The organism is Paenibacillus sp. V4I7, assembly GCF_030817275.1.
Classification (GTDB): domain Bacteria; phylum Bacillota; class Bacilli; order Paenibacillales; family NBRC-103111; genus Paenibacillus_E.
The window spans coordinates 7,434,678-7,456,572 of record NZ_JAUSZD010000002.1 but is presented as its reverse complement, the minus strand read 5'-3'; the positions used below and the strand labels follow the sequence as shown (position 1 = coordinate 7,456,572).

The window sequence follows — 21,895 nt, the reverse complement described above, 5'->3', positions numbered from 1 at the left end:
TTCAGGATTATTGATGATAGTGCTGCCACAGCTCCGTATTCGATGTAGTGACTGCCGTTGCTCCGGCTCCTAGCGCAAGCTCCACATCCTCCACCGTACGAATGAGTCCTCCTGCAAAAATAGGAATGCCCGAACGCTCCTTCACTTCCGTGATAATGTGCGGAATTATACCGGGAAGCACCTCAATGAAATCAGGTTTTGTCCTTTCCAAAAGCGTGTAGCTTTTATCCAAGGCAGTGCTATCTAGGAGAAAAAGCCGCTGAATGGCGATCAAGCCATTCTGTTTTGTCTTCATAATTACATTTCCCCGCGTCGAAATGATACCCGCAGGACGAATACTCTGACACAGAAATTCCGCCGCATAATCGTCGTTTTTGAGCCCTTCTATTAAGTCAGCGTGCAGCAGCAGCTTCTTTCCGTTTGCTTTGCCCAGATCCACGATACTTTTTAACTGCCCAATATGACAATCTAACAGAACAATATACGTATAGTTAGATTTAAATAGCTTCTCTAGGTCTCTCATTTTGCGAATGGCCGGTAAAATACGCTGCTCTTCCAAAGACAAAACCATCGCCCCCGTTTCTTGAAAATGATCATTACTCCAGAATAAGTGGAAATGACAGCAAAAAAACTCACCAAGTATTGCCAATGATATTCAATGGGCAATCCAAGTGAGTCTCCTGTCTCCGTCACATGTTATTAACTTACCTTCATTGTACTGAGGTGAGTACATCATGTCAATGACAATGATCATCCAGCTACCTTAGGTCGACAGGGCCTTACGTACGGCTAAAATATACTTCGACTGATCCAGCGGATTGACCCCACGCCGCTTACGCTCCGCATGAACGTCCGGCGGACTTGGCTGATAGCCTGAGAAAGAGGAAGTTATCACACCTCGTCCGCCTGACATTGCACTCAGCTTCACTGGATATTCCAGTGACGTAGCGACAGGCAGACGACCCTCGACTACAAATCTGCCTCCTGTAATTTGCGGCGGATCAAAAGCCGCTCTCATCTGCACAAGGTCGCTGAGCACCTTGCCGCCGAACTCTTCAGGCACGGTAATGCGAACCTGCAGCAGCGGTTCGAGCAGCGCCGTGCCCGTCTGCGCAAGGCCTTGCATGATGCCCATCGGCGTAGCGACAGCAAAGTCGAGCGGGTGAGTGTGCCACACGTGATGCTCACCCTCGACAAGCGTCACCTTCAAGTCGGTGACTTCCCAAGCGAGCAGCCCTTGCTGGAGTGCCTCCGGCACGCGGCGCTCCACCTCGTTCTGGTACTGCACGAGCAGATGCTCGCCGCGTACCAGCGACTCATACACGAGCCCGCTGCCTGGCGCCCCAGGCTCGATGCGAAAGCGTAAGATCGCCCAGCACGGCTTGGGCATCGTATAGGCAATGAAGCCTTCGCCCACTTGCGAAGGCGTTTCTTTGTAGATCACGGAAGGTTGGTCGAACTTTACTTGGAGCCCAAAGCGCGAATTCAAGAGACTCGTGAGAATCTCGAGCTGAATCGCGCCCATGACTTTCATATGCAGCTCACGTTCCTCCTGCAGCCACTGCAGATCGAGCAGCGGATCCTCGTCCGTCAGCTCCTGCAGCGCTGCGACGAGCGCCGGGTACTGCGCCTCGCTTTCGGCGTGAACCTGTACGGTCAAGAGCGGAACCGCCATCTGCGGCGTAGGCGGCACACTATCTGCTCGGCCTAGTACATCGCCGATCCTCACCTGCGTAAGGCCGCAGACAGCCGCAATATCGCCGGCCGTAACAAACCCGATATCTTCAGCTTTACGGCCGTCGATTTTGCGAATCTGGGTCACCTTCTCCTCCACGCCCTGCGTGACATTGACGACGGTGTCCCGGTTGCGGATCGTCCCCTCGTAGAGGCGGACGTACGCCATTCTCCCCATGGTCTTGTCCCGCTCGACCTTGAACACCACGGCCGAAAGCGGCTGCTCCGCAGAGCCGCTCGGCCCAGGCAAATAATCAAGGATCGCTTCCATCAGCTCCTTGATACCGAGCCCCTTGCTGGAGGCGCCCACCAGCAAAGGAAAAACCTCCCCCTGCCGCGCATACCGCTGCAGGGTTGCTTTCACCTCGCGCGCCTCGATCGGCGTGCCTTCAATGTAGCTCGTGAGCATCCGCTCGTCTAGCTCCGATAGCTTCTCCACCGCGGATGCCAAGTCGAATCCGCGTACCCCATCCGCGGCGTCCGCATCCGTCGCACCATCCACCAACACGTTCACCGCACCGCGGAACGTGTCCTCTCGACCAAGCGGTGCATGGATCGGCACCACCATCTCCGTGAGCTGCTTGTGAATGTCGCGCAGTACGCGCTCGGGATCCGCGCCGACACGGTCCATTTTATTCATATACAGCAAAGTTGGTATCTTGAGGGATTGCAGCGTATGCCAGATCATTTCCGTTTGTGACTGCACGCCTTCTACCGCTGAAACAATAAGAATAGCCCCGTCCATCACCCGAAGTGAACGCTCCACCTCAGACAAGAAATCGACGTGCCCCGGCGTATCTACAAGATTAATCAACGTATCCTTCCATGAAAAAGAGGTCGTCGCGCTGCGAACCGAAATCCCCCGCTCTCTTTCCACATCCATAGAATCGGTCTGCGCAGTCCCGTTATCTACACTACCAAGCGCACGAATTCGCCCGCTATGATAAAGAATATGCTCTGTCGTTGTCGTCTTACCCGCATCCACGTGCGCAAAAATGCCCACATTTCTTCTGGATTTTGCTTGATTATCATCCCTCATCAGAGCTCGAATCCCTTTCTATCACTATCTTACTTTCATTATACTAAAAGTGCGTACAATTGAGTAAGCTTGCCTGTTACCAATAAACTTTTTTCAAATTTTACTATACCTGAAGACTGTTGGCTATTATGATGGAAATACTGAACCTAAGGAGGTTTTCACGCCATGGAAACTACGGAATTCGAGGAGTCAAGCAAGTCTATCCAACCTGAGGTAACTACCATACTATTGAATAAAATGCATCCTGCGATAAAAGCCTTGTCCCAAGCAGACAGCAAGCTAGCTAGTCTCATTGAACTGATCGGTGACCTTACACTCACGCCCAGCTACAAGCCATTTGAGTCGCTCGTAATGTCGATTATTTCCCAACAACTCTCTGCAAAAGCGGCAGCAACGATTAAAGCCAGAGTGAAGCTTATCATACCGAACGTCACACCTGAGCTTGTGCTCGCTGTGGAAGAGGAGGCTATTAGACAATGCGGGGTCTCCTATCCCAAAATCCGTTACATCCGGGACCTCAGCACAAAGGTGATAACCGGCGAGGTGGCACTCGACAATCTGCAAGATTTAGATAACACAGAGCTGCTCAAACAGCTCACAAGTGTCAAAGGCATCGGCGCATGGACGGCGGAAATGTTCCTCATTTTCACATTAGGCAGACCCGATGTTATGTCAATTGGTGACGCCGGCCTCCAGCGTGCGGCCAAATGGCTGCATACCCTTGCCGATCGCAAGGACGGTAACTATTTAGGCGAAATCGCACCAAACTGGGCGCCTTATCGCAGCTTTGCCTCGTTATATTTATGGCGTGCGATTGATATGGGCTTTGTGGACTCAGGCCTACAGGTGGAGGCTTGCACGAAACCCAACTTGGAGCAAGGATAACCGACTTAAGCCTTCTATTCCAAAACCTATAATCTAAAAAAGCGCAAGAAGCCATCCGGCCCCTCACGCTTATTCTCATTTCACTGCCATTCGTAATCCTCTTAAATATGTTTGAAGCAAACGCCGTAGACTCTCGTCTTTTTCCAGCTCCATTCGGAAGCCATTTCTATGCTCGAGTGAGGCAAAGCCATGCACCATGCTCCGAAATCCTCGTACTACGTGCAGTGCATCTTCTTCACTTAGTCCATAAGGTGCTAAAATGCGCAGTAGGAAGAGCACAACTTGGCTGCCAGCTTCCTTCAACTCAGGATCCTCGTAGTCAGGCAATGAGGAGATGGCCTCGTATAACCCCGGCTGCTTCCTAGCGAATATGACGTAAGCGAAGCCTGCTGCCAGAAGCGCGTCATCTTCAGATTTGCCGATAGCAGCTTCTACCATCGCTTCTTTAATGAGTACGAGACCTCGCCTTGAAAGCTGCTTTCTAAGGTCAGGCAAGCCTTTGATATGATTGTATAGTGACGGTGTTTTTACGTTCAATTTAGCTGCTAATGCAGCGAGTGTCAGCTGCTCAACACCTTGTAAATCGGCCATTTCAATTGCTGCTTGGAGCACAGTCTCTGCGTCTAACCCCTGTCGGTATGCCACGAAAGTTCCTCTTCTCTGTCTCTAAATTGTTGCTGCATCTGTATGAAACTTTTTAGCTGCTTCTTCCAAAATACGATCCATAGTAGGGATCGGCTGCTCAATCATCCGTCCGTGTCCGACGGCCAGAACGCTTGGCTCTAGCTGTCTCAGCTTGCGTGCACTCTCCAACGACACTTCTTTATTCCAAGTCGCCATCGCTGGGAACGGAAACCAGAATTTCATAACGCCCGAGACCGCTGCACCGCCACGAACTTGAAAAGCGTCCCCAGCAATCAACGCCCGACTGCGCACATCTAGGAAAGCCATCATCCCTGGCGTATGCCCAGGAGCTGATACAGCTTGCAGCGATCCTACGCGGTCGCCATCCTCCAGCAGTACATCCGGCTTCGTCTGTACAGACTTAGGAACATCTCCCTTAATCGGCGAATTCGGTTCGCCAGCTTCTAATTCTTTGCTGCCCGCCAGCAGTTTGGCATCTCTTCTTGAGATATAGACCTTAACATTCGGCAGCACCTTTTTCAAACCGTCAAGTGCCCCAATATGGTCTCCATGTGCATGTGTAAGGACGATGCGAGTGATCGGCTTTCCAATCTGTTCTGCTGCTTGAAGAATGCCTTTGACACTGAACGGCAGCGCCGCATCAATAAGCGTTAATTCATTCTCTTCCTCCACTAAATAACAATTCACCGGAAAAAATCTCGGCATAAAAGCCAGTTGATACAAAGAACCGATTCGTGTCATTTTCATAATAACGCCTCCCGTTTACTATTTATATTAGTATAATAACTAATAACATTAGTTTTGTAAATAGAGAATTGCCTTAAATCCATTTTTTTCTGCATTATGGTAAAATAGATCTCATATTTGCACCAAAGCCTATTTCGATAAAGTGAGGAACCCCACATGAATACAGAAACGTTAGAGCTTTTTCGGACGCTGACGGAAATGCAAGCAGCGCCCGGTTTCGAACGAGAAATCCGCAAGTTTGTTCGCGGTGAATTGGAGAAATATACAGACGAGTTCGTACAGGATGGACTCGGCAGCTTGTTCGGTATCCTGCGCGGCGATGAAACAGGCCCTAAGATCATGGTGGCCGGCCATTTCGACGAGGTCGGCTTCCTTGTTAGCGGCATCACGGAGCATGGCACGATCAAGTTCCAGCCTCTCGGTGGCTGGTTCAGTCAAGTACTGCCCGCGCAGCGCGTGCAGATTATGACGGATCAAGGGCCGATCATCGGCGTGATCGGCTCGGTGCCCGTGCACTTGCTGGACGAAGCGGCACGCAGCAAGCCTGCAGACATCAAGACGATGTATGTTGACATCGGCGCTGAAGATAAAGCCGATGCGCAGCGCATAGGCGTTCGTCTCGGGCAGCAGATTGTTCCCATCTGCCCGTTCACACCCCTGGCCAATCCGAAACGGATTATGGCCAAGGCTTGGGACAATCGCTACGGCGTCGGCCTGGCGATTGAGCTGATGAAGGAGCTTCACGGCGGGCCGAAGCTCCCGAATGTCCTGTACGCCGGTGCAACCGTACAGGAAGAAGTTGGCGTGCGCGGCGGACGCACGGCTGCGCATCTCATCCAGCCGGACTTGTTCTACGCGCTGGATGCCAGCGCCGCCGGGGATATGACCGGCGACCGCAATGCCTTTGGGCAGCTAGGGCGCGGTGCGCTGCTGCGTATCTTTGATCCCACGATGATCACCCACCGTGGGATGGTCGAATTCATTCTCGATACGGCGGAGACGCATAAGATTCCGTATCAGTACTTCATCTCTGCGGGCGGAACAGACGCCGGACTGGTGCACGTGCAAGGCAGCGGCATTCCCTCTGCCGTCATCGGTGTCTGCGCGCGCTATATTCATACATCCGCGTCCATTCTTCACGTGGATGACTATGCCGCCGCGAAGGAACTTCTGATCAAGCTCGTGCAAGCGAGCGATCGCACAACATTGAATACGATCCACGCTCAAGCGTAATCGCATTCTTTATTACCTTTCCAATAAGTGTTAGCACGAAAAGTGGTTGAGCAGAATGTATTTCCTGCTCAACCACTTTTTTTGTTTTGTTTCATCGCTACTTTCACTTCAAGTAAATATAGAACTTATGTTCCAATATATGGTATAATTAGCAGAATCATTGGATTATAGAAAGAAGGACGACTATGACGTATACCATTCGTGAGGCTACATCCCAAGATACTAAACAAATTAGCCGGTTTGTTTCAGAGAGTACCGGCAAGGCCATTTCACCTTTACATATTGAAAATAGGCTGCATTTTATGCGTGAGAACCCGGATGAAGCCCTCTATGTGTATGAGGAGAAGAATCAAATTCTCGGTACATTAGGCTTTCGGATTCGCCATGGTGCCGATAAGATTTTGAAATTCAGTGAAATCTCCGTCATTTCTATGGATGAAACGAAGAGCCGGCAAGCAGCCGCAGATAAATTAAAAAGCTATGCCGAGCAGCTAACCAGTACGCATGCCTGCTCCGGTATGTGGTGGATCACTGGATCAGAGAAGAACGATGAGTCACGGACAGCCAATGAGCCATTAGGCTTTCATGAAACGGGTTACCGATTCGTTAAACGATTTCTCTAGAAAATTAGGAATATGCTTACACTAAGGAGTGAAAGACATGTCATCTGGGTTTAACATGGGGCCTTTTCCTGGTGGGAGCGGCGGAAATCTTTTTCTAATAATCTTTATAAGTGTATTCGTTCTCGTCATTGGCACTTTTATCATTCTGATTATTAAATCACTTATGACATGGTCATCCAATAATGCCTCCCCCATCCAAAGCCGGAACTGTAAGGTCGTAGCCAAAAGAATGCATGTCAGCGGTGGCTCCGGAGATTCAAGTGCAAGTACGAGTTATTATGCCACCTTTGAATTCGAAGATCGAAGTAGACTCGAGTTAAGGGTGGGACGGGAACAGTTTGGTTATATCGTAGAGGGTGACCAAGGAACATTAATGTATCAAGGCACAAGGTTCAAGGAATTCTCTCGTCCTCTAATATAAAATTCATAAGGAGTGCTTCATATGACACATCAGTTTGTAAGCATCAAAGGCTTAGAATTGGTCGCCAAAGTTAGGGCTTTCTGCATGGAACTGCCGGAAGCAGAAGAAAAGGTAGATGGCTTCGGTCATATCACCTTCCGAGTGAAAGATAAACCCTTCGTGATGATGGGCGAGACGGATGGTCAACCATCTACAGCTATTAAAACGAACCTGACAACACAAGAGTTCCTTCTTCATCAAGAGGGTACTCCCTTCCACAAAACGCCCTACATTGGACAGCATGGCTGGGTTTCGATTCTAGATACAGACAAGGTTCCTTGGAAGGAAATTGAAGATCTGATAATGGAAGGATATGCCCGGACAGCTCCGAAAAAACTTCTCAGTCAGCTGCAAGCAACTCGGAAATAGCTGCATTTTCGGGTTGTTTCTTGCCATTAACCCGGTTATTCAGCGTCTAGTGCACAAAGTTGACTCCCCAAGTAGCCTAGATCTCTAAGCCTCAGTCAATATTCAATGAGATTCATCGCTTATAAGCTGGAAAGTTCACATTAAAGAGCCGAGTAGATAGGAATGGCGTTAGTTGGATCATGCTGCGGTTGGAAGAAAAGGTTATGGAAGACAGCTTGGTAGAGCTCGCGATATCCACACTCACAAAGTGAGGTCCGCCCTGGATTTACCGGTTCACTTAGCGGCCATAAACAATAAATCAGGATTTCGCCTAAAAATAAAGTATACGGAAGGAATTCAACGAATAACCTGAATTTGTCGGCAAAAATTGGATTTTATCGAATAATCTGAATATTTACAATATTTTAATAATGGGCTATTATAAGAGCAGGCCCACTTGAAGGACAAGCCGCACAGACGGTACGGCACCCTGATAGGAGCCAGGATATTCTCAACTTAGGAAGGGGATAGTCCAATGGACCACGTTAGCGAAACATGCCCACTTTTACTTCAAACGACGGAAGAAAAGGTGCGGGAACGAACTTCGTTCATCGGGCATGTGGGAATCCAACACGGTAAATGTGAATAGCGTTTATTCGAGGAAAGGATCCGTTCGTAAGTAAAGTCGTAATTTGCAACGTTAGTTGATTGAATGGAGTTGTGTAGGTACAATTGAATACCATTATTGATCCTTAGGGACCTCCGGTTATCTTAGATAAGCGGGGGTCTCTATTTGCGTTCACTCCTTACTTTGGCAAAGGGAGCTGAACCGTAAATATGGTCTTCTTTTCCGGCGCACTGACTACGGAAATAGTTCCCTGATGCATTTCGGTAATTTTCTTCACGATAGATAGGCCAAGTCCATTACCGCCAGACGTTCGATTTCTGGATTTATCTGCTTTATAAAACCGTTCAAAAATATGCGCTCGATCCTCCTCCGAAATGCCCGCCCCATTATTCGAAATTCGGATAATCGCTTTTTCCCCGCTGCTTGTGAGATGAACGCCGATCGTTCCGCCATTAGGCGTGAATTTGATTGCGTTATGAATCAGATTGGTCCATACCTGGCTCAGCAGGTCTTCGTCAGCAATCAGTGTAATCTCCTCTAGTTCAACATCCATCTCTATGTCTTTATCCACCCACTGCGGTTCGCAGGCCAGAATATGATTGCGAATTTGCTTATCCAATCGATAACTTTTCGGCTCAAATGGGTGGTGTTGCGATTCTAACGAAGATAGCTTCAGTAAGTTATCGCTAAGTTTGGATAGCCGTGTACTCTCAGCTTCAATGATTTCTAGATAATGCTTACGCTCCGTAGCTGTAATCTGGTCATTCTGTAGAGCGCGGGAGAAGCCGCTAATCGAGGTCAAGGGCGACTGTATTTCGTGGGATACGTTGGAGATGAATTCCTGCCTCATTTTCTCTAACTGCCCTAATTCAACGGCCATGTTGTTGATCGAATCCACCAGCTCCACGAAAGGACCACCATGTGGATTATTATCAACGGACACGTTAAAATCCCCTCTCGACATACTTTGAATCGCCTGAACCATCGTTTGAAAGAAGAGCATTTGCTTACTGCGGAGAAACCTGCCTAGGAAGGCCATGGTTATTCCCCAAAGAAACATGCCACCGAGCGAGTTGATCAATTGGACAACAACCTCGGAAGGGCGCTTGTTTATAGATGTATATAGCCATTCTGTTCCGTAAAAGACTGCCAACCAATAAAGAATAATAAGCACAAAAATGCTTACAGCAGACAAAAAGCCACGTACTCGCTGAGTTTTTGTCATTTTGCTCTTCACTAACCTCTTTCGCTTCTTCATTCTCATGTTCGCAGCACCTCCATCCGGTAACCTAACCCACGAATTGTTGCGATCCGAAAAGCATGCCGCTCCTCGGGAAACCGCTCGCGCAATCGATTAATGTGAACATCTACGGTACGTTCGTTACCTTCGTAATCGAAGCCCCAAATCTGCTCGATCAACTGATCACGCGAGAAGGTTTTGCCCGGGTAGCTCGCCAACTTATAGAGCAGCTCGAATTCTTTAAGCGGTAAGGTGACGCTCTCGGAGCCAACGGTTACTTCGTAGGTTTTGCGGTTCATGCTCAGGTCTCCGACCTGAACCGTTTGGGAAGAAGCAATTTTGTAACGCTTCAGCAGCGCTTTCACTCGCATTGCCAGTTCCACAGGCTCGAATGGCTTGACGAGGTAATCGTCGGTGCCAAGCTCGAAGCCTTTGACCTTCTGCGAGGTTTCACCTTTGGCGGTGAGCATGAGCAGAGGGATATCATAATGCTCCCTGAGCTCTTTGCACAGCTCCCACCCGTCCATATTCGGCATCATGATATCCATGATCACCATGTCGACTTGGACGGTTTCGAGTTGTTTAAGCGCATCAGCGCCGTCCGAGGCTTCGATGACATCGAAGCCTTCTTTCAGCATGAAGACACGGACCAGCTCGCGTATATAAGGATCATCATCTACGATCATAATGGGTGCCATTTGCATCTAGCCTCGCTTTTGGAAATCTTCTTTATTCTTTCTAGCATACAACAGCAAACGGGATTTAGACGAATTCAGATTGCTGCAGCACCGAGTCTTTATTCGGTCGTACATCGTTATCGATGGGATTTGTCACTTGCGGCAGCATCCTTGCCTTACCTAAGAAGAAAGTGATGATGACTCCGGCAAAAACAATGAGACTCCCTACCAAGAATATGCCGCTCAAGCCATGAACAAATACCTGCTGCAGCTCTGCCAAAATGTCTGCAGGCAGCTTCGCTCGCGCATTCGCATCAAGCAGCAGCTGTGGATTGGCGAATTGCCCCAGCTGCTCCGCAGGGATTTGGCGGAACTTTTCGCCCATACCAGAAAGGCCTTCTGCCATTCGATTCGTCATCATGACCCCCATGATGCTCACCCCTACCGTTGCCCCAATAGAACGGAAAAACTGAATGAGCGATGTTACGATACCGCGACTAGTCGCCCCAACTTCACCTTGCACCGCAATGTTTAGTGTGGGCATAATGAGACCCATTCCTAGCCCAGCCACGATCATATAGAGGATGATGAGAAGCTTGGAAGTACCTGCATCCATGGTCGACATGAAGGTGAATCCGATACCTATGAGAATCATCCCCGTACCTATTAAGGTGCGATAAGAAACTTTGCTCGACATCCTTCCGCCCATAATGGCTGATGCCACAACGGATAACATAAGCGGCGTCAAGATATATCCAGCAATCGAAGGGCTGACGCCGATGACGCCTTGCACGAATAAAGGAATGTAAGTAATTGCACCGAACATGCCTACGCTCATCAAGACGGCAATCATGCTGGTGACGGAAATGACTTTATTTTTAAACAAATGCAGGGGGATCATTGGCTCCTTGGCTTTGGTTTCAACCCAGAGGAACAGACCTAGAAGAATGGCACACGCCGAGAAAAGACCGATTATTTGTGGAGAACTCCACGCATAATGCACGCTTCCTGCTGCCTCCGGATCTCCCCCTAGCACCAGACCGAGCAAACCTGAAACAATAGCTCCGCTTAATGTGAGTGCACCCAACCAATCTATGGAGCGTTTCTCGTTGTTCCGGCTTTCTTTAAGTGCTGAACCGATAATCACCATTGCTGCGATACCAAACGGAAGATTCACATAGAAAATCCAGCTCCAGTTCAAATGTTCCACGATAAAGCCGCCGATCGCTGGCCCAATTATACTAGACAAAGCCATTACACCGCCGAACAAACCTTGCATTTTTCCACGTTTCTCTACGGGCATAATATCGCCAATAATCGTCATTGCGATCGGCATCAATGCACCGGCGCCAATACCCTGCAGACCGCGGTAGATGATAAGCTCCGTCATGTTCGTCGCCAGCCCGCATAGCGCAGAGCCAATTACGAAAATACCAATCCCTACGAGGTAAATACGCTTCCTACCATACAGATCCGCCAATTTCCCAAAGATGGGCATACTAGTCGTCGAGGTTAACATGTAGATGGAGAACACCCAGCTGTACATCGCAATCCCGCCCAAATCTCGAATAACGGTTGGCATCGCCGTCGAGATGATCGTCTGATCCAGGGCTCCCAATAGCATTCCGAGCATCAATCCTACTATAATCCACGCTACTTTCTTTGGTTCACTACTCATTGCTAATCGCTCCTTTGCCATTTCAATCGGATGAAATTAGCATAAGGGACATTTATAAACTGAATTTAAACCAGTGTGGGCAATTTATTATGTAAAGGCTTTTATTGGAAAAATTTTTGTGATACATTTTGGGAAAAGGAACTGTTTGGGGGTATATACCTATATGGCCAATCATACATATGCAGATCTCAAAACGCTTCCCACCGGCGAAGCAGAAAAAGCGTTTCAAAATGAAGTCTTCTCCGAGGGATACTCCGGGTTTCGCCGACTGCTAGATGGCATAACGGAGGCGATCAAAACAGCCGGGGATACTGACATCGAAGGCATTGAGATGACCATCGCCAAAGCAAGCCGTCTGTTCCCTGAGCCCGTTATTTTCAGCCCCTCGTGGGAATGCATTTGGCCAGAACTGAATGCTACCTTAGCAGCGAAAAAGCATGTCTTATCTACCATATCCCCAACAGACCGCAAAGGCGAGTGGCAGGTTATTATGGATAACCCTCAAGTCGTACAAGAGGTTGTTTGCTACCCCGGTCTGGAATTCCATGACGCTGCCTATCTGTACGCCTACTTCCGGCCTCAGCTGGAAAAGTCCGAGTATATCCGGCTGCAGAAGATCCAAACGGTCATTCAGGAAATTGGCGGTTGATCTATCCAAAAGGAGAAATGCCATGATTATCATGATCAACGGAGCTTTCGGAGCAGGAAAGACGACAGCCGCCAATGGACTGTTTCCCCTAGTTCCAGGCAGCATGATTTTTGATCCAGAAGAAATCGGTTATATGCTCAGAAAGCTAGTTCCTGTAGAGGAGCGATTAGCCCATGAGCGAACGGATGATTTTCAAGACATGGAGCTGTGGAAAGTTCTCACGGTCAAGACTGCTGCTGAGTTGAAATCGATGTACAACAAGCATCTCATTGTGCCGATGACCATTTATAAACGCCAAAATTTCGACTATATCTATGATGGATTCAAAGGTGTGGACAAGGATGTCTTTCATTTCTGCCTTAGCGCTTCCGCGGAAACACTGCATAGACGTTTAACCAACCGTGGTGATGAGCCGGGGGGATGGCAATTTCAACAAGTGGACAAGTGTGTAGCCGCGTTAAAGGACCCTGTCTTTGAGGATCATATTATGACGGATGAATTGGAAACGGAAGATATTATTCGCATGATTTTAAAGAAAATATCCTACTAACATCTTACTTACGCGAACTTCAAAATGGGGGTTATCTCAGTGGTCGTTTCATTAATAGCAGCAGCATCAATTAACGGCGTGATAGGTATGGATGAGATTATTCCATGGCGCATACCAGGTGAGCAAAAGCGTTTCAAGGAGCTAACTCTCGGAAAATCCATCATTATGGGGAGAAAAACGTATGAGTCTATTGGCAAGCCTTTGCCCCAAAGGAAAACCGTTATCATTTCTAGAACTCAACAAATCACGGAAACGAATTGTATAACGGTAAAATCGCTGAATGAAGCTTATGAGCTGTTGAAAGACGAGGAAGAAATTTTCATCGCTGGCGGTGGAGAAATTTATAAAGAAGCGCTGCCCTCTGCCGACAAATTGTATCTTACGGTTGTTGAGCAAGAAATCGAAGGTAATATTTATTTCCCTGAATTCGAAAAGGAAGCCTTCGACCTGACCTATCATCAGAAAATGGATGGCACCATTCCGTATACCTACTACACGTATGAAAGAAAAAAGTGAATCTACTTACCTTTCCGAGGTTTTAGCAGGAACCATTCCACAACAATGAGATTGATAAGTAAACCGATCCAGATGTTTATTTCTAAAATATCAGCGACCATTTGCTCACGACCGCCTGCGGGAAGATGGAACCCCATCTTAGCGATATACAGCAAAATACAGATTGGGACAATCAACCTTGCCGAAGTGGCGACGAGTGTAACCGCGTAGCTGCGAATCATCCATACACGATGCTCATCGAATTGCCTTTTGACCGCGTATCGGAAGCCTTTCCAGGTTGTAAATAGCCAAAGTAGACTCAACGCGAAAAATGCCATGGCCTTCGTAAAGCTTTCGATATACAAGGTCATAACGAGTCCCAAGAGACCGCCCAGCATAACGCTGATGACATACACACGCCCCAAAGCCCGATGCCATGCCGGATAGTTGGTGCGGAAGCGGTTATGAAATTGAAATAGACCACTAACGAGCGCAACGAATGCGAATCCAATATGTAGAACAAGTACGGTATAGTGTAGGGAAAATGCCGTATTTAGCTTTACTCGGCTGTCGGCCGGATTCAAGGTGACGTAGGGAAATATCGCGGCAATCGCCACACCTATGATAATGATCACAAAGAAAATCCCTAGCTTTTTACTCATATACAGCCCCCGTTTATATTCATCACTCCTTCTGTTATCTTACCTCCCTGGTCTAAAACCCTTCTAAACTAATCCTTAAATAAAAATAAACTCGTAACATTTATTTGAGCTTAGACTTCATCCATTCGCACCAGACCAAGTCTGCGTCTACTTTGAGCGTTGCTTTCTGGATTAGCACATAAAGCCCGAATAGCGGATCATGGATCTCCAATTCCTCAAGAGGTTTAACAGCATCCTGTTTAATTCGTTCGTAAGATTGTGCGAACCGTTCTTTCTTTTCCTGGTAGTATACCTCACGCTCATGAAGTACTTTCCGTGCTTGTTCTTTGTCAACCAGGCCAATACAGAATACTTTCAGTGCCAACTCATCCCTTACAACGGGCTCATCTGTAGGCTCTGCAATCCATTGCTTGAGTGCCTCCCTGCCATTATCTGTTAAGGAATAGACCTTTTTATCCGGTTTATCCGACTGAGGAACATGCACAAATTCAACATACCCCTTCTGTTCTAATTGGGCGAGGAGAGGGTAGATTTGACTATGCTTCGCTTGCCAAAATGGCTGAATGTTTTGCGTTAGTTCATAGCCAGTTCGGGAATTTCTGGTTAAAAGGCTTAGTAAGCCATATGAAAGGGTATTCATAGCCACTCCTTTGTTATGTCATTATTGACATATAGATGCATTGGTAGTATGATGATTTTCATTCAAATTATAGAGAATACTACAGATAAGATCAATGGATAGAGTGGAGGCATTACTTTGAGCAAGGATGAATTACAGCAAGTGCGTTTCTGGCCGATCATGATTGCTATTTTCTTCGGGTCGTTCGTTGCGATCCTGAGTATGAGTACAATTAATATTGCGATACCGATTTTAAGTGATCATTTTCAAACTGACTTAAGCAAAATTCAATGGACAATTACCGGCTTCATGCTCGCTAGCGGAACGATTGCCCCAATTACAGGCTATTTGGGAGAGCGGTTCAGCTATAAGCTTCTATATGCAACGGCACTCGCAGGCTTCACAGTGTTTTCCTTTTTATGCGCGGTCGCTTGGGACGCTCCTTCCCTCATTGCCTTCCGCATTGCGCAAGGCGCCTTCAGCGGACTCATCATGCCGGCGACTATGACCATTGTGTATCAAGTGATACCGCGGGAAAAACAGCCGATTGCGATTTCCCTTTGGTCCTTGTCTGCCATGATGGCACCTGCTATTGGGCCTACCTTGGCCGGATGGCTTTTGCAAAATTGGAGCTGGCATTGGTTGTTCCTCATGAACGTGCCTGTCGGTGTCATTGCCATTTTTCTCGTATTTAAGTTGATTCCTTATTATCGTCTTTCTGTACCGAAAAAGTTTGATCTAATTGGCTTATTAACAGTCATCGTAAGCAGTCTTTCCTTACTCGTCGCTTTCTCTCAAGGTCATGCTTGGGGATGGACGTCAGGTAAAGTTGTTGGCTTGTTCGCGCTTGGTATCCTTGTACTTCTGCTCTTCATTTGGAGAGAGCTGCGCGTAGAGACACCGCTGCTGAATATTCGCGTATTAACGAATTCACGTTATACACTAACACTAATTATTTCTAGTATTGTTACGATTAGTTTGTACTCAGGCACTTTTTTGACTCCTATATTTCTGCAAAATATTCAGCACGTGACGCCGCTTGATACGGGCTTAATCCTGCTTCCTGCCTCACTTGTGATGGCATTAAGCATGCCAATTGTGGGCAAACTATATAGTATTGTAGGTCCGCGTATTCTCATATTTATTGGTATTTCATTAATCGCTATAGGAACATTAACGCTTAGCTGGCTAAGTGTCGATGTATCTCGCGGTTATATCGTGTTCTGGATGATCGTTCGGAACCTCGGGATCGCCTTTGCAACCATGCCCTCAAGTAATGCTGGGATGGAGCAAATTCCGAGAACGCTGTCCGGTCATGCGACCTCGATCAGCAACTGGGTGCGCAATGTGTTCGGCTCCTTTGCCATTGCCCTGTTCACTTCTGTCCTTACAACGCAAACCGCCACGCATGCCAAGAATTTGGCCAGCAGCGGCTTGTCGGATAAGGTACAGATCGGGATGCAGTCATTCACCATGAGTGTGAATGATGTTTACTTGCTTGCCACATTCATCGTGCTAGCCGCGCTGCCGCTCAGCTTGTTCATTGGCAAACAGACTGAGCCTACAGAGAAGCCTACTGCTGCTCCGACTCCCGTCGTTATTCAACCCAAACCAGCTGAATAAGAAGGTCTGTGGCTGACACAGTCTGCCTAGCAACACACTGAAAAAACCTACTGTATGTACATTTCAATAAAAAAAGCGTTACGGACATGGGGCTGCCGCCTCAAACGTCCGTAACGCTTTTTTTACTCAAGATTTATCGACGTAGTTATTCATTACTAACATGGCTGCGCCTACCACGATCGATTTGCTCTTCAATTCGGAAGTCAGGATTTTAAACGTGTCACGAAAAGGTTCCCACACTACCTGCCCGCACTGCTCTTCGATTAAAGGCACAATCTCACTGTAATTTTCCACCAAATCACCACACAGAATGACGGCATCGGGATTGTACATGCAGACGATATTGTTAATGGTTATACCAATGTAAAGCGAAGTTCTGGAAATAATATCTTGGGCCCAGTTCTCTTCGTTTTGTGCAGCAGCAAACAACTGCTGGATATCGGCGGTCTCCTTGATTCGGTTTGCTTCATGCAGAATGGCCGATTCGTCGATATACGTTTGCAGACATCCTCTTTTGCCACATTCGCACATGTTGCCATTCGGATCCAGCGTGGTATGTCCTAACTCCCCGGCACTGTTCGAACCCCCACGAAAAATGTCGCCATCTATAATCAAAGATGAACCGACGCCGGTGCCCAATTCAATCAATGCCGTCTTTCTCGATCCGCGGGCGGATCCTAATAAATACTCAGCAAGGATTTTCACTTTCAAGTCATTGTCAATGACCGTAAGAATGTGCAGCTTGTCCTGGATGAACTGGGCCAAAGGGATATTTCTCCAACCCAATGTCGACGAGTATTGGACGATTCCCCGTTCATGGTCGATCACACCAGGCACGCCGATGCCGATGCCAATGATTTTCGACTTGTCCAAATTTTTATGCGCAATAATCAAGTTGATTGTCTCGGAGATGATGGCGGCCGTAGCTTCAGGGGTTGTTTGCAAAGCGATATGCTCAACTCGCTCCTCATGGAGAAGTTCGCCGCTGAACTCCATGACTCCGAACTTAATCGCCTTTTTACCGATGTCCACCCCAATTGTATAAACCGCCTGGGGATCGATATCTAACATAATCGCCTTACGTCCAACGCCTACCGAGGTTAACGCAGTTTCCCTCACCAATCCTTGTTCACATAACTCACCTACGATACGCCCGACGGAAGTTGGACTCAACTTGGTGATTTTGGTGATTTCCGCACGGGAGATGGGCCGACTCTTTTTAATAATTTCCAAAATCATCTGCTTATTGTGCAGTCTGATAACATCTTGGTCATGCTTCTCAATTTTTTTCATTTGGATTCCTCTTCTTTATTCCACCCATGTTAATAAATCTAATGTTAACCATCCTATACACCGCAGTCAACCATTAGCAACATGATCCCTACCTATATTTTTTATATCTTTAATTTTTTCTATATCGATCTCATTTAACGGATTATGATCCACCCGTACCCCTCTGCCGAAATGAATCTCTTTAACACCAGTCGATTGAAGGAAGGAGGGAATTGCACTTACCGTCAATCCACTTCCGGCTAAAATTTGCAGGTGCGAATGTTCCGTTTGTTTAACAAGCCGGCTTATCTCTTCTTGCGCATCAAGCACGTTTGGCTTTCCTCCAGATGTAAGCACCCGATCAATTTGGCTATAAGATAGAAGTTCCTCTAAAGCTTTCTCCAGGTTGCTTACTTCGTCAAATGCACGATGAAAAGTCACGGATAATCCTTCCGCCTCATCTAACAATCGGCGCAGCGTCTCGTGATCAATCCTACGGTCTGGGGTAAGCGCCCCAAGCACAACGCCATGAGCCCCAATCCGTTTCACTGTCTGTATATCTTTCATCATCACGCCCAGATCTCTCTGGTCATAGCAAAAAGATTGGCTATGCGGGCGAATCATCACTTGAACAGGGATGATCGTGCTATGCATAACCTCGTCAATTAAGCCATAGCTAGGCGTTAACCCACCCTCTAGAATCCCAGTTATGAGTTCGATACGATCCGCACCGCTCTGTTCGGCCAATAAAGCATCCCTTACCGTAGTTGCAATAACTTCCAGCAGCATGATTCTCCTCCTAATATAGGGATCTTTGAGCGTAGCTCAAAGTCTCTCCGCTTAGGGATCTTTGAGCGTAGCTCAAAGTCTCTCCGCTTCACCAATTGAAGTCGTTATCCTTTGACTGCACCCTCTGTAAGACCTGATACAATGTATTTTTGAGCAAAAGCGAACATAATCACAACCGGAATCAAGGATAAAATACCCGCTGCGCTCATTTGTCCCCAGTTAATATCAAATTTTTGCACAAAGCTGCTTAGTCCTACAGGGACTGTTTTGGTGCTTTCACTATTCGTAAACATAACTCCGAAAAACAAATCGTTCCATGCTCCAGTAAATGCGAATACAAGGGTAGCAACAATTCCCGGCCGCATAATAGGCAGAATAATTTTGGTCATCGTTTGAAATTTATTACACCCGTCAATAAGAGCCGCTTCCTCGAGAGATACGGGAATTCTCTGAAAGAAACTGGACATCGTCAGTAAACAAAAAGGAATGTTCATAGCCGTATAGGTAATGATCAACGAAGGCAGCTTATTTAACAAGTGTAACTGACTGAAAGTAATGAAGAGTGGAACTAAAATGACCATCACAGGAATCATCTGAGTAGCCAAAAAGGAAATTAGAAATAACTTCTTGCCTCGAAATGAATATCTGGCCATACTATAGCCACCTAGAATGGATACAAACAACACAAGAATAGAGCTACTCATACTCACAATAAAGCTATTCATAAAATACAGCGGAAAGTTAGAATTCTGGAAAGTGTCTATATAGTTCGAAAAAGTTAAATTTTGGGGCCAAAGCGTTAGCTTCCCGCTATAAATTTCCTGTCTATCTTTTAAAGAAGTAACTAGCATCCAATAAAAAGGAAACAAAGCACCGATTAGGAACAATGTTAACGTAATGACTCGAGAAACCGTCGGGGTTACATTCCGAACATAGGAGATCATTAGAAATCACCTGCATCATCATATTTAGTCGTTTTCAAGAAAATTAACGTATAAAGAATAAGTATCACTAGCATCATAATTCCTAAAGCGGAGGCTTGCCCGTAGTCCGTCGTATAAAAGATTTTATTAAATATATAGGAAGGCAAGTTATGGGAAGTATTCGCTGGACCCCCATTGGTCATGATGTAGATCAAATCGGCTGAATTGAATACCCAAATCACTCGAAGCAGCAATGTAATAATAATCGTCGGTTTGATATAAGGAATCGTAACCCGAAACAGTTTGGTCATTCGGCCTGCTCCATCCATATCAGCAGATTCATAGATGTCTTTAGGTACATTTTGTAGAGCAGCAAGAATCATAATCCCGAAAAAAGGCACTCCATACCAAACCATCGCAGCGATGACTGGGAAAATAGAGACATGTGGAATAGCCAAAAAGGGGATGCCTTTTTCCAGAATTCCGAGGTTCACCAATAAGTAATTAATAAGCCCATTCTGTTCATTAAACAACCATTTAAAAATCATCCCGATTAGAAAAGCAGACACAGCCCAAGGCAGGAAAACAATAGATTGGTAGATATTTTTCCCTTTAAACTGTTTATTTAGCGCTAGTGCCAAAATAAATCCAAGAATGAATTGCAAACCTACCGTTAAGATGACCCAAAGTAACGAATTGCCTAATATTTGAGGGAGATTCTTATCTATCAGCAAAGATCTAAAATTTTCAAAACCTGAAAAGTGGATATTACCCGGTTCAAATAAGACATAATGCATAAAAGCAAGCTTAAGTCCTGATAGTAACGGATAAGCAAAAAAAGCTAGAATAATTAGAACAGCAGGAGTGATTAATAAATAGGGCTCGAATGATTTCCATCGAATTGCTTTTAGCATGCTTTCTCTCCCCGCCTTTTCAATACTTAGAATAGATAACCGGGGATTCATTCGTGTCCCCGGTTATCTGCTTTCTTTTTTATGGATTTTCTTTCATATAAGCTTGTTGTTCTTTTGTTAGAAAATCTGCAAGATGCTTAACAGTATCTTCGAGCGATTGCGCTTTTGTCAAATATTTTTGCGTCTCTTCTACTGCGAACGTTCCCGTGAATTGACCAAGCTTCGTTAAATGGCTCGGAGGGCCTGCAAACACAATGTTGGAATCCGCCATGGAACCAGCATACCCAGCAATAGGACCTTTGCTGAAGAACGGATCTTTCAGGTTTTCTTTGTAAATAGGAATCGTAGAGTTTTTAATGCTGTACGCTAGGTTATTCTCAGGAGAGCTTAAGAATTCGATAAGCTTCCAGGAAGCCTCTTTATTTTGTGATTTGGAAGACATCGCGTAAGCGGCTGTGTAACCCCAGAAAATATAACGTTTTCCGTCATCGGCTTTTGGCATTGGAACTACATTCCATGTGCCTTCTTTCATATTTTTCTGAGCTGTAATAATGACTTCAGGCGTTTGATTTAAAATAGCAGTTTGACCGTTTAAGAATCCTTGAACCATTTCGTTGAAGCCCCAATTGACAGACTCTTTAGGAGCATTTCCGTTTAAGTAAACATCATAAAATTTCTTAAAGGCCGCAGCGCCTTCAGGTTTATACAAAATCGATTTGCCATCCTTATCAAACCAACTGTCAGAGTGGACCGCCGCCATGACATATTCCATTGCTCGAATAACGCCGTTGGCTCCTCCCCTAAAGGAAATACCGTATCTGTTTTTCGCAGAGTCTGTGAATTTTTGCGCTAAATTAAAGTAATCATCCCATGTCGCAATGGTCTCGGGCATATTCAGTTCTTTAAACCAATCGCTTCTGATAAATAAGCCCTGCAGCAAGAATCCATCTGGAATCGCATAGACATTCCCTTTGAATTTGTTTCTCGCTTGTTTGGTTGCTTCCGTCAAATTATTTAATTGATCCCATTTGTCATAAAAGGGCTGCAGGTTCTCGATATACCCAGCTGAAGCCATGGCGACTAAGGAAGTATCATCAATACTCAATACGTCGGGAAGAATCCCAGCTGCACCCATGGTCATCCATTTCTTATTCGCATCATCCCAAGGGACAGACGTATATTCAACTTCAATATTCGGGTTTTTCTCTTTGAAATTGCTTCAGAAGCCCCTGCATAAGCGCTGTTCTTTCCGGGCTTGGAAGCGGATCGAGATACGAGATTTTCGCTTTCTTGCCTGTGGCTTCTTTGGCTCCTGCGGCTCCAGTGGCTTTTGCCGCATCATTCTGCCCGCCATTTGTAGAACATCCTGCTAAGGCAAAAGTAAGTACAAGACTGGTGCATAAGGCTAGAATCGTAGCTTTTTTCTTCATTTTATAACCCCTCCTGTAATTTGATCTATGTT

At 46.4% G+C, this 21,895-nt stretch carries 24 protein-coding genes; 9 read left to right on the top strand and 15 right to left on the bottom strand.

The features are described 5' to 3' along the window. Positions 1-7 precede the first annotated feature (7 nt). Together QFZ80_RS34875 and QFZ80_RS34870 are read right to left on the bottom strand one after the other, a co-directional pair. Complete coding sequence (locus QFZ80_RS34875) at positions 8-565, bottom strand: glycerol-3-phosphate responsive antiterminator (protein WP_307550717.1); 558 nt, start codon at positions 563-565, stop codon at positions 8-10. Positions 566-763: 198 nt separating this feature from the next. Then, on the bottom strand, positions 764-2,773 hold the full coding sequence (locus QFZ80_RS34870; RefSeq protein WP_307563298.1) for a GTP-binding protein: 2,010 nt from the start codon (positions 2,771-2,773) through the stop codon (positions 764-766). Positions 2,774-2,938: 165 nt separating this feature from the next. Between QFZ80_RS34870 and QFZ80_RS34865 the strand changes: the two genes are divergently transcribed. Continuing rightward, positions 2,939-3,658, top strand: a complete 720-nt coding sequence (locus tag QFZ80_RS34865) for a DNA-3-methyladenine glycosylase family protein (RefSeq protein WP_307563296.1) — start codon at positions 2,939-2,941, stop codon at positions 3,656-3,658. 75 nt (positions 3,659-3,733) lie between these two features. Here QFZ80_RS34865 and QFZ80_RS34860 read toward each other — a convergent pair whose 3' ends face one another. Both QFZ80_RS34860 and QFZ80_RS34855 read right to left on the bottom strand, forming a co-directional pair. Next, positions 3,734-4,303, bottom strand: a complete 570-nt coding sequence (locus tag QFZ80_RS34860) for a TetR/AcrR family transcriptional regulator (protein ID WP_307563294.1) — start codon at positions 4,301-4,303, stop codon at positions 3,734-3,736. A 21-nt stretch (positions 4,304-4,324) separates the two neighbouring features. Next, positions 4,325-5,050: an MBL fold metallo-hydrolase gene (locus QFZ80_RS34855; RefSeq protein ID WP_307550724.1), complete on the bottom strand. Its 726-nt coding sequence runs from the start codon at positions 5,048-5,050 to the stop codon at positions 4,325-4,327. Positions 5,051-5,206: 156 nt separating this feature from the next. Here QFZ80_RS34855 and QFZ80_RS34850 point away from each other — a divergent pair, with 156 nt between their 5' ends. From QFZ80_RS34850 to QFZ80_RS34835, 4 genes are all read left to right on the top strand, one after another. Next, positions 5,207-6,283 (top strand): M42 family metallopeptidase, encoded by a 1,077-nt coding sequence (locus QFZ80_RS34850; RefSeq protein WP_307550726.1) that lies wholly within the window; start codon positions 5,207-5,209, stop codon positions 6,281-6,283. A 185-nt stretch (positions 6,284-6,468) separates the two neighbouring features. Then, positions 6,469-6,906, top strand: coding sequence for a GNAT family N-acetyltransferase (locus QFZ80_RS34845; RefSeq protein ID WP_307563292.1), 438 nt, complete (start codon positions 6,469-6,471; stop codon positions 6,904-6,906). Between the two features lie 37 nt (positions 6,907-6,943). Beyond that, entirely contained in the window at positions 6,944-7,327 is a 384-nt protein-coding gene (locus tag QFZ80_RS34840; protein WP_307563290.1) for a DUF2500 domain-containing protein, read from the top strand. Between the two features lie 21 nt (positions 7,328-7,348). Next, positions 7,349-7,735 (top strand): MmcQ/YjbR family DNA-binding protein, encoded by a 387-nt coding sequence (locus QFZ80_RS34835; protein WP_307563288.1) that lies wholly within the window; start codon positions 7,349-7,351, stop codon positions 7,733-7,735. Positions 7,736-8,520: 785 nt separating this feature from the next. Here QFZ80_RS34835 and QFZ80_RS34830 read toward each other — a convergent pair. From QFZ80_RS34830 to QFZ80_RS34820, 3 genes are all read right to left on the bottom strand, one after another. Further along, entirely contained in the window at positions 8,521-9,606 is a 1,086-nt protein-coding gene (locus QFZ80_RS34830; RefSeq protein ID WP_307563286.1) for a sensor histidine kinase, read from the bottom strand. Next, positions 9,603-10,280 (bottom strand): response regulator transcription factor, encoded by a 678-nt coding sequence (locus QFZ80_RS34825; protein ID WP_171643870.1) that lies wholly within the window; start codon positions 10,278-10,280, stop codon positions 9,603-9,605. Before QFZ80_RS34825 ends, QFZ80_RS34830 begins: the two co-directional genes overlap by 4 nt. Before the next feature lie 64 nt (positions 10,281-10,344). After that, positions 10,345-11,937 (bottom strand): MDR family MFS transporter, encoded by a 1,593-nt coding sequence (locus tag QFZ80_RS34820; protein WP_307563284.1) that lies wholly within the window; start codon positions 11,935-11,937, stop codon positions 10,345-10,347. 163 nt (positions 11,938-12,100) lie between these two features. Between QFZ80_RS34820 and QFZ80_RS34815 the strand changes: the two genes are divergently transcribed. The 3 genes from QFZ80_RS34815 to QFZ80_RS34805 are packed head-to-tail and all read left to right on the top strand — an operon-like array spanning position 12,101 to position 13,652. After that, the gene (locus tag QFZ80_RS34815) at positions 12,101-12,586 is read left to right on the top strand and encodes a hypothetical protein (protein ID WP_307550738.1); all 486 of its coding nucleotides are present in this window, start codon (positions 12,101-12,103) and stop codon (positions 12,584-12,586) included. Positions 12,587-12,608: 22 nt separating this feature from the next. Continuing rightward, positions 12,609-13,136: a DEAD/DEAH box helicase family protein gene (locus QFZ80_RS34810; protein WP_307563282.1), complete on the top strand. Its 528-nt coding sequence runs from the start codon at positions 12,609-12,611 to the stop codon at positions 13,134-13,136. A 39-nt stretch (positions 13,137-13,175) separates the two neighbouring features. Beyond that, positions 13,176-13,652, top strand: a complete 477-nt coding sequence (locus tag QFZ80_RS34805; protein WP_307550742.1) for a dihydrofolate reductase — start codon at positions 13,176-13,178, stop codon at positions 13,650-13,652. A 2-nt stretch (positions 13,653-13,654) separates the two neighbouring features. Here QFZ80_RS34805 and QFZ80_RS34800 read toward each other — a convergent pair whose 3' ends face one another. Beyond that, the gene (locus QFZ80_RS34800) at positions 13,655-14,293 is read right to left on the bottom strand and encodes a DUF2306 domain-containing protein (protein WP_307563280.1); all 639 of its coding nucleotides are present in this window, start codon (positions 14,291-14,293) and stop codon (positions 13,655-13,657) included. A gap of 100 nt (positions 14,294-14,393) precedes the next feature. Next, positions 14,394-14,933, bottom strand: a complete 540-nt coding sequence (locus QFZ80_RS34795; RefSeq protein ID WP_307563278.1) for a PadR family transcriptional regulator — start codon at positions 14,931-14,933, stop codon at positions 14,394-14,396. A 117-nt stretch (positions 14,934-15,050) separates the two neighbouring features. On the opposite strand from QFZ80_RS34795, the gene QFZ80_RS34790 reads away from it, so the two are divergent. After that, entirely contained in the window at positions 15,051-16,535 is a 1,485-nt protein-coding gene (locus tag QFZ80_RS34790; protein ID WP_307563276.1) for a DHA2 family efflux MFS transporter permease subunit, read from the top strand. Positions 16,536-16,661: 126 nt separating this feature from the next. Here the strand turns inward: QFZ80_RS34790 and QFZ80_RS34785 are convergent, their stop codons facing one another. The 6 genes from QFZ80_RS34785 to QFZ80_RS34760 form a co-directional block, all read right to left on the bottom strand. Then, positions 16,662-17,828, bottom strand: coding sequence for an ROK family transcriptional regulator (locus tag QFZ80_RS34785; protein WP_307563274.1), 1,167 nt, complete (start codon positions 17,826-17,828; stop codon positions 16,662-16,664). 66 nt (positions 17,829-17,894) lie between these two features. Continuing rightward, positions 17,895-18,596 (bottom strand): copper homeostasis protein CutC, encoded by a 702-nt coding sequence (locus QFZ80_RS34780; RefSeq protein WP_307550752.1) that lies wholly within the window; start codon positions 18,594-18,596, stop codon positions 17,895-17,897. 104 nt (positions 18,597-18,700) lie between these two features. Then, positions 18,701-19,300 carry a carbohydrate ABC transporter permease gene (locus tag QFZ80_RS34775; RefSeq protein ID WP_307437366.1) on the bottom strand — a complete coding sequence of 200 codons (600 nt, stop codon included), beginning with the start codon at positions 19,298-19,300 and terminating at the stop codon, positions 18,701-18,703. A gap of 239 nt (positions 19,301-19,539) precedes the next feature. Continuing rightward, a complete protein-coding gene (locus tag QFZ80_RS34770) occupies positions 19,540-20,433 on the bottom strand; it encodes a carbohydrate ABC transporter permease (protein WP_307550756.1) in 894 nt (297 codons plus the stop codon). A gap of 79 nt (positions 20,434-20,512) precedes the next feature. Continuing rightward, on the bottom strand, positions 20,513-21,625 hold the full coding sequence (locus tag QFZ80_RS34765) for an ABC transporter substrate-binding protein (RefSeq protein ID WP_307564312.1): 1,113 nt from the start codon (positions 21,623-21,625) through the stop codon (positions 20,513-20,515). After that, positions 21,621-21,863: a hypothetical protein gene (locus QFZ80_RS34760; RefSeq protein ID WP_307563272.1), complete on the bottom strand. Its 243-nt coding sequence runs from the start codon at positions 21,861-21,863 to the stop codon at positions 21,621-21,623. The genes QFZ80_RS34765 and QFZ80_RS34760 overlap by 5 nt, the downstream gene beginning before the upstream one ends. Positions 21,864-21,895 lie beyond the last annotated feature (32 nt).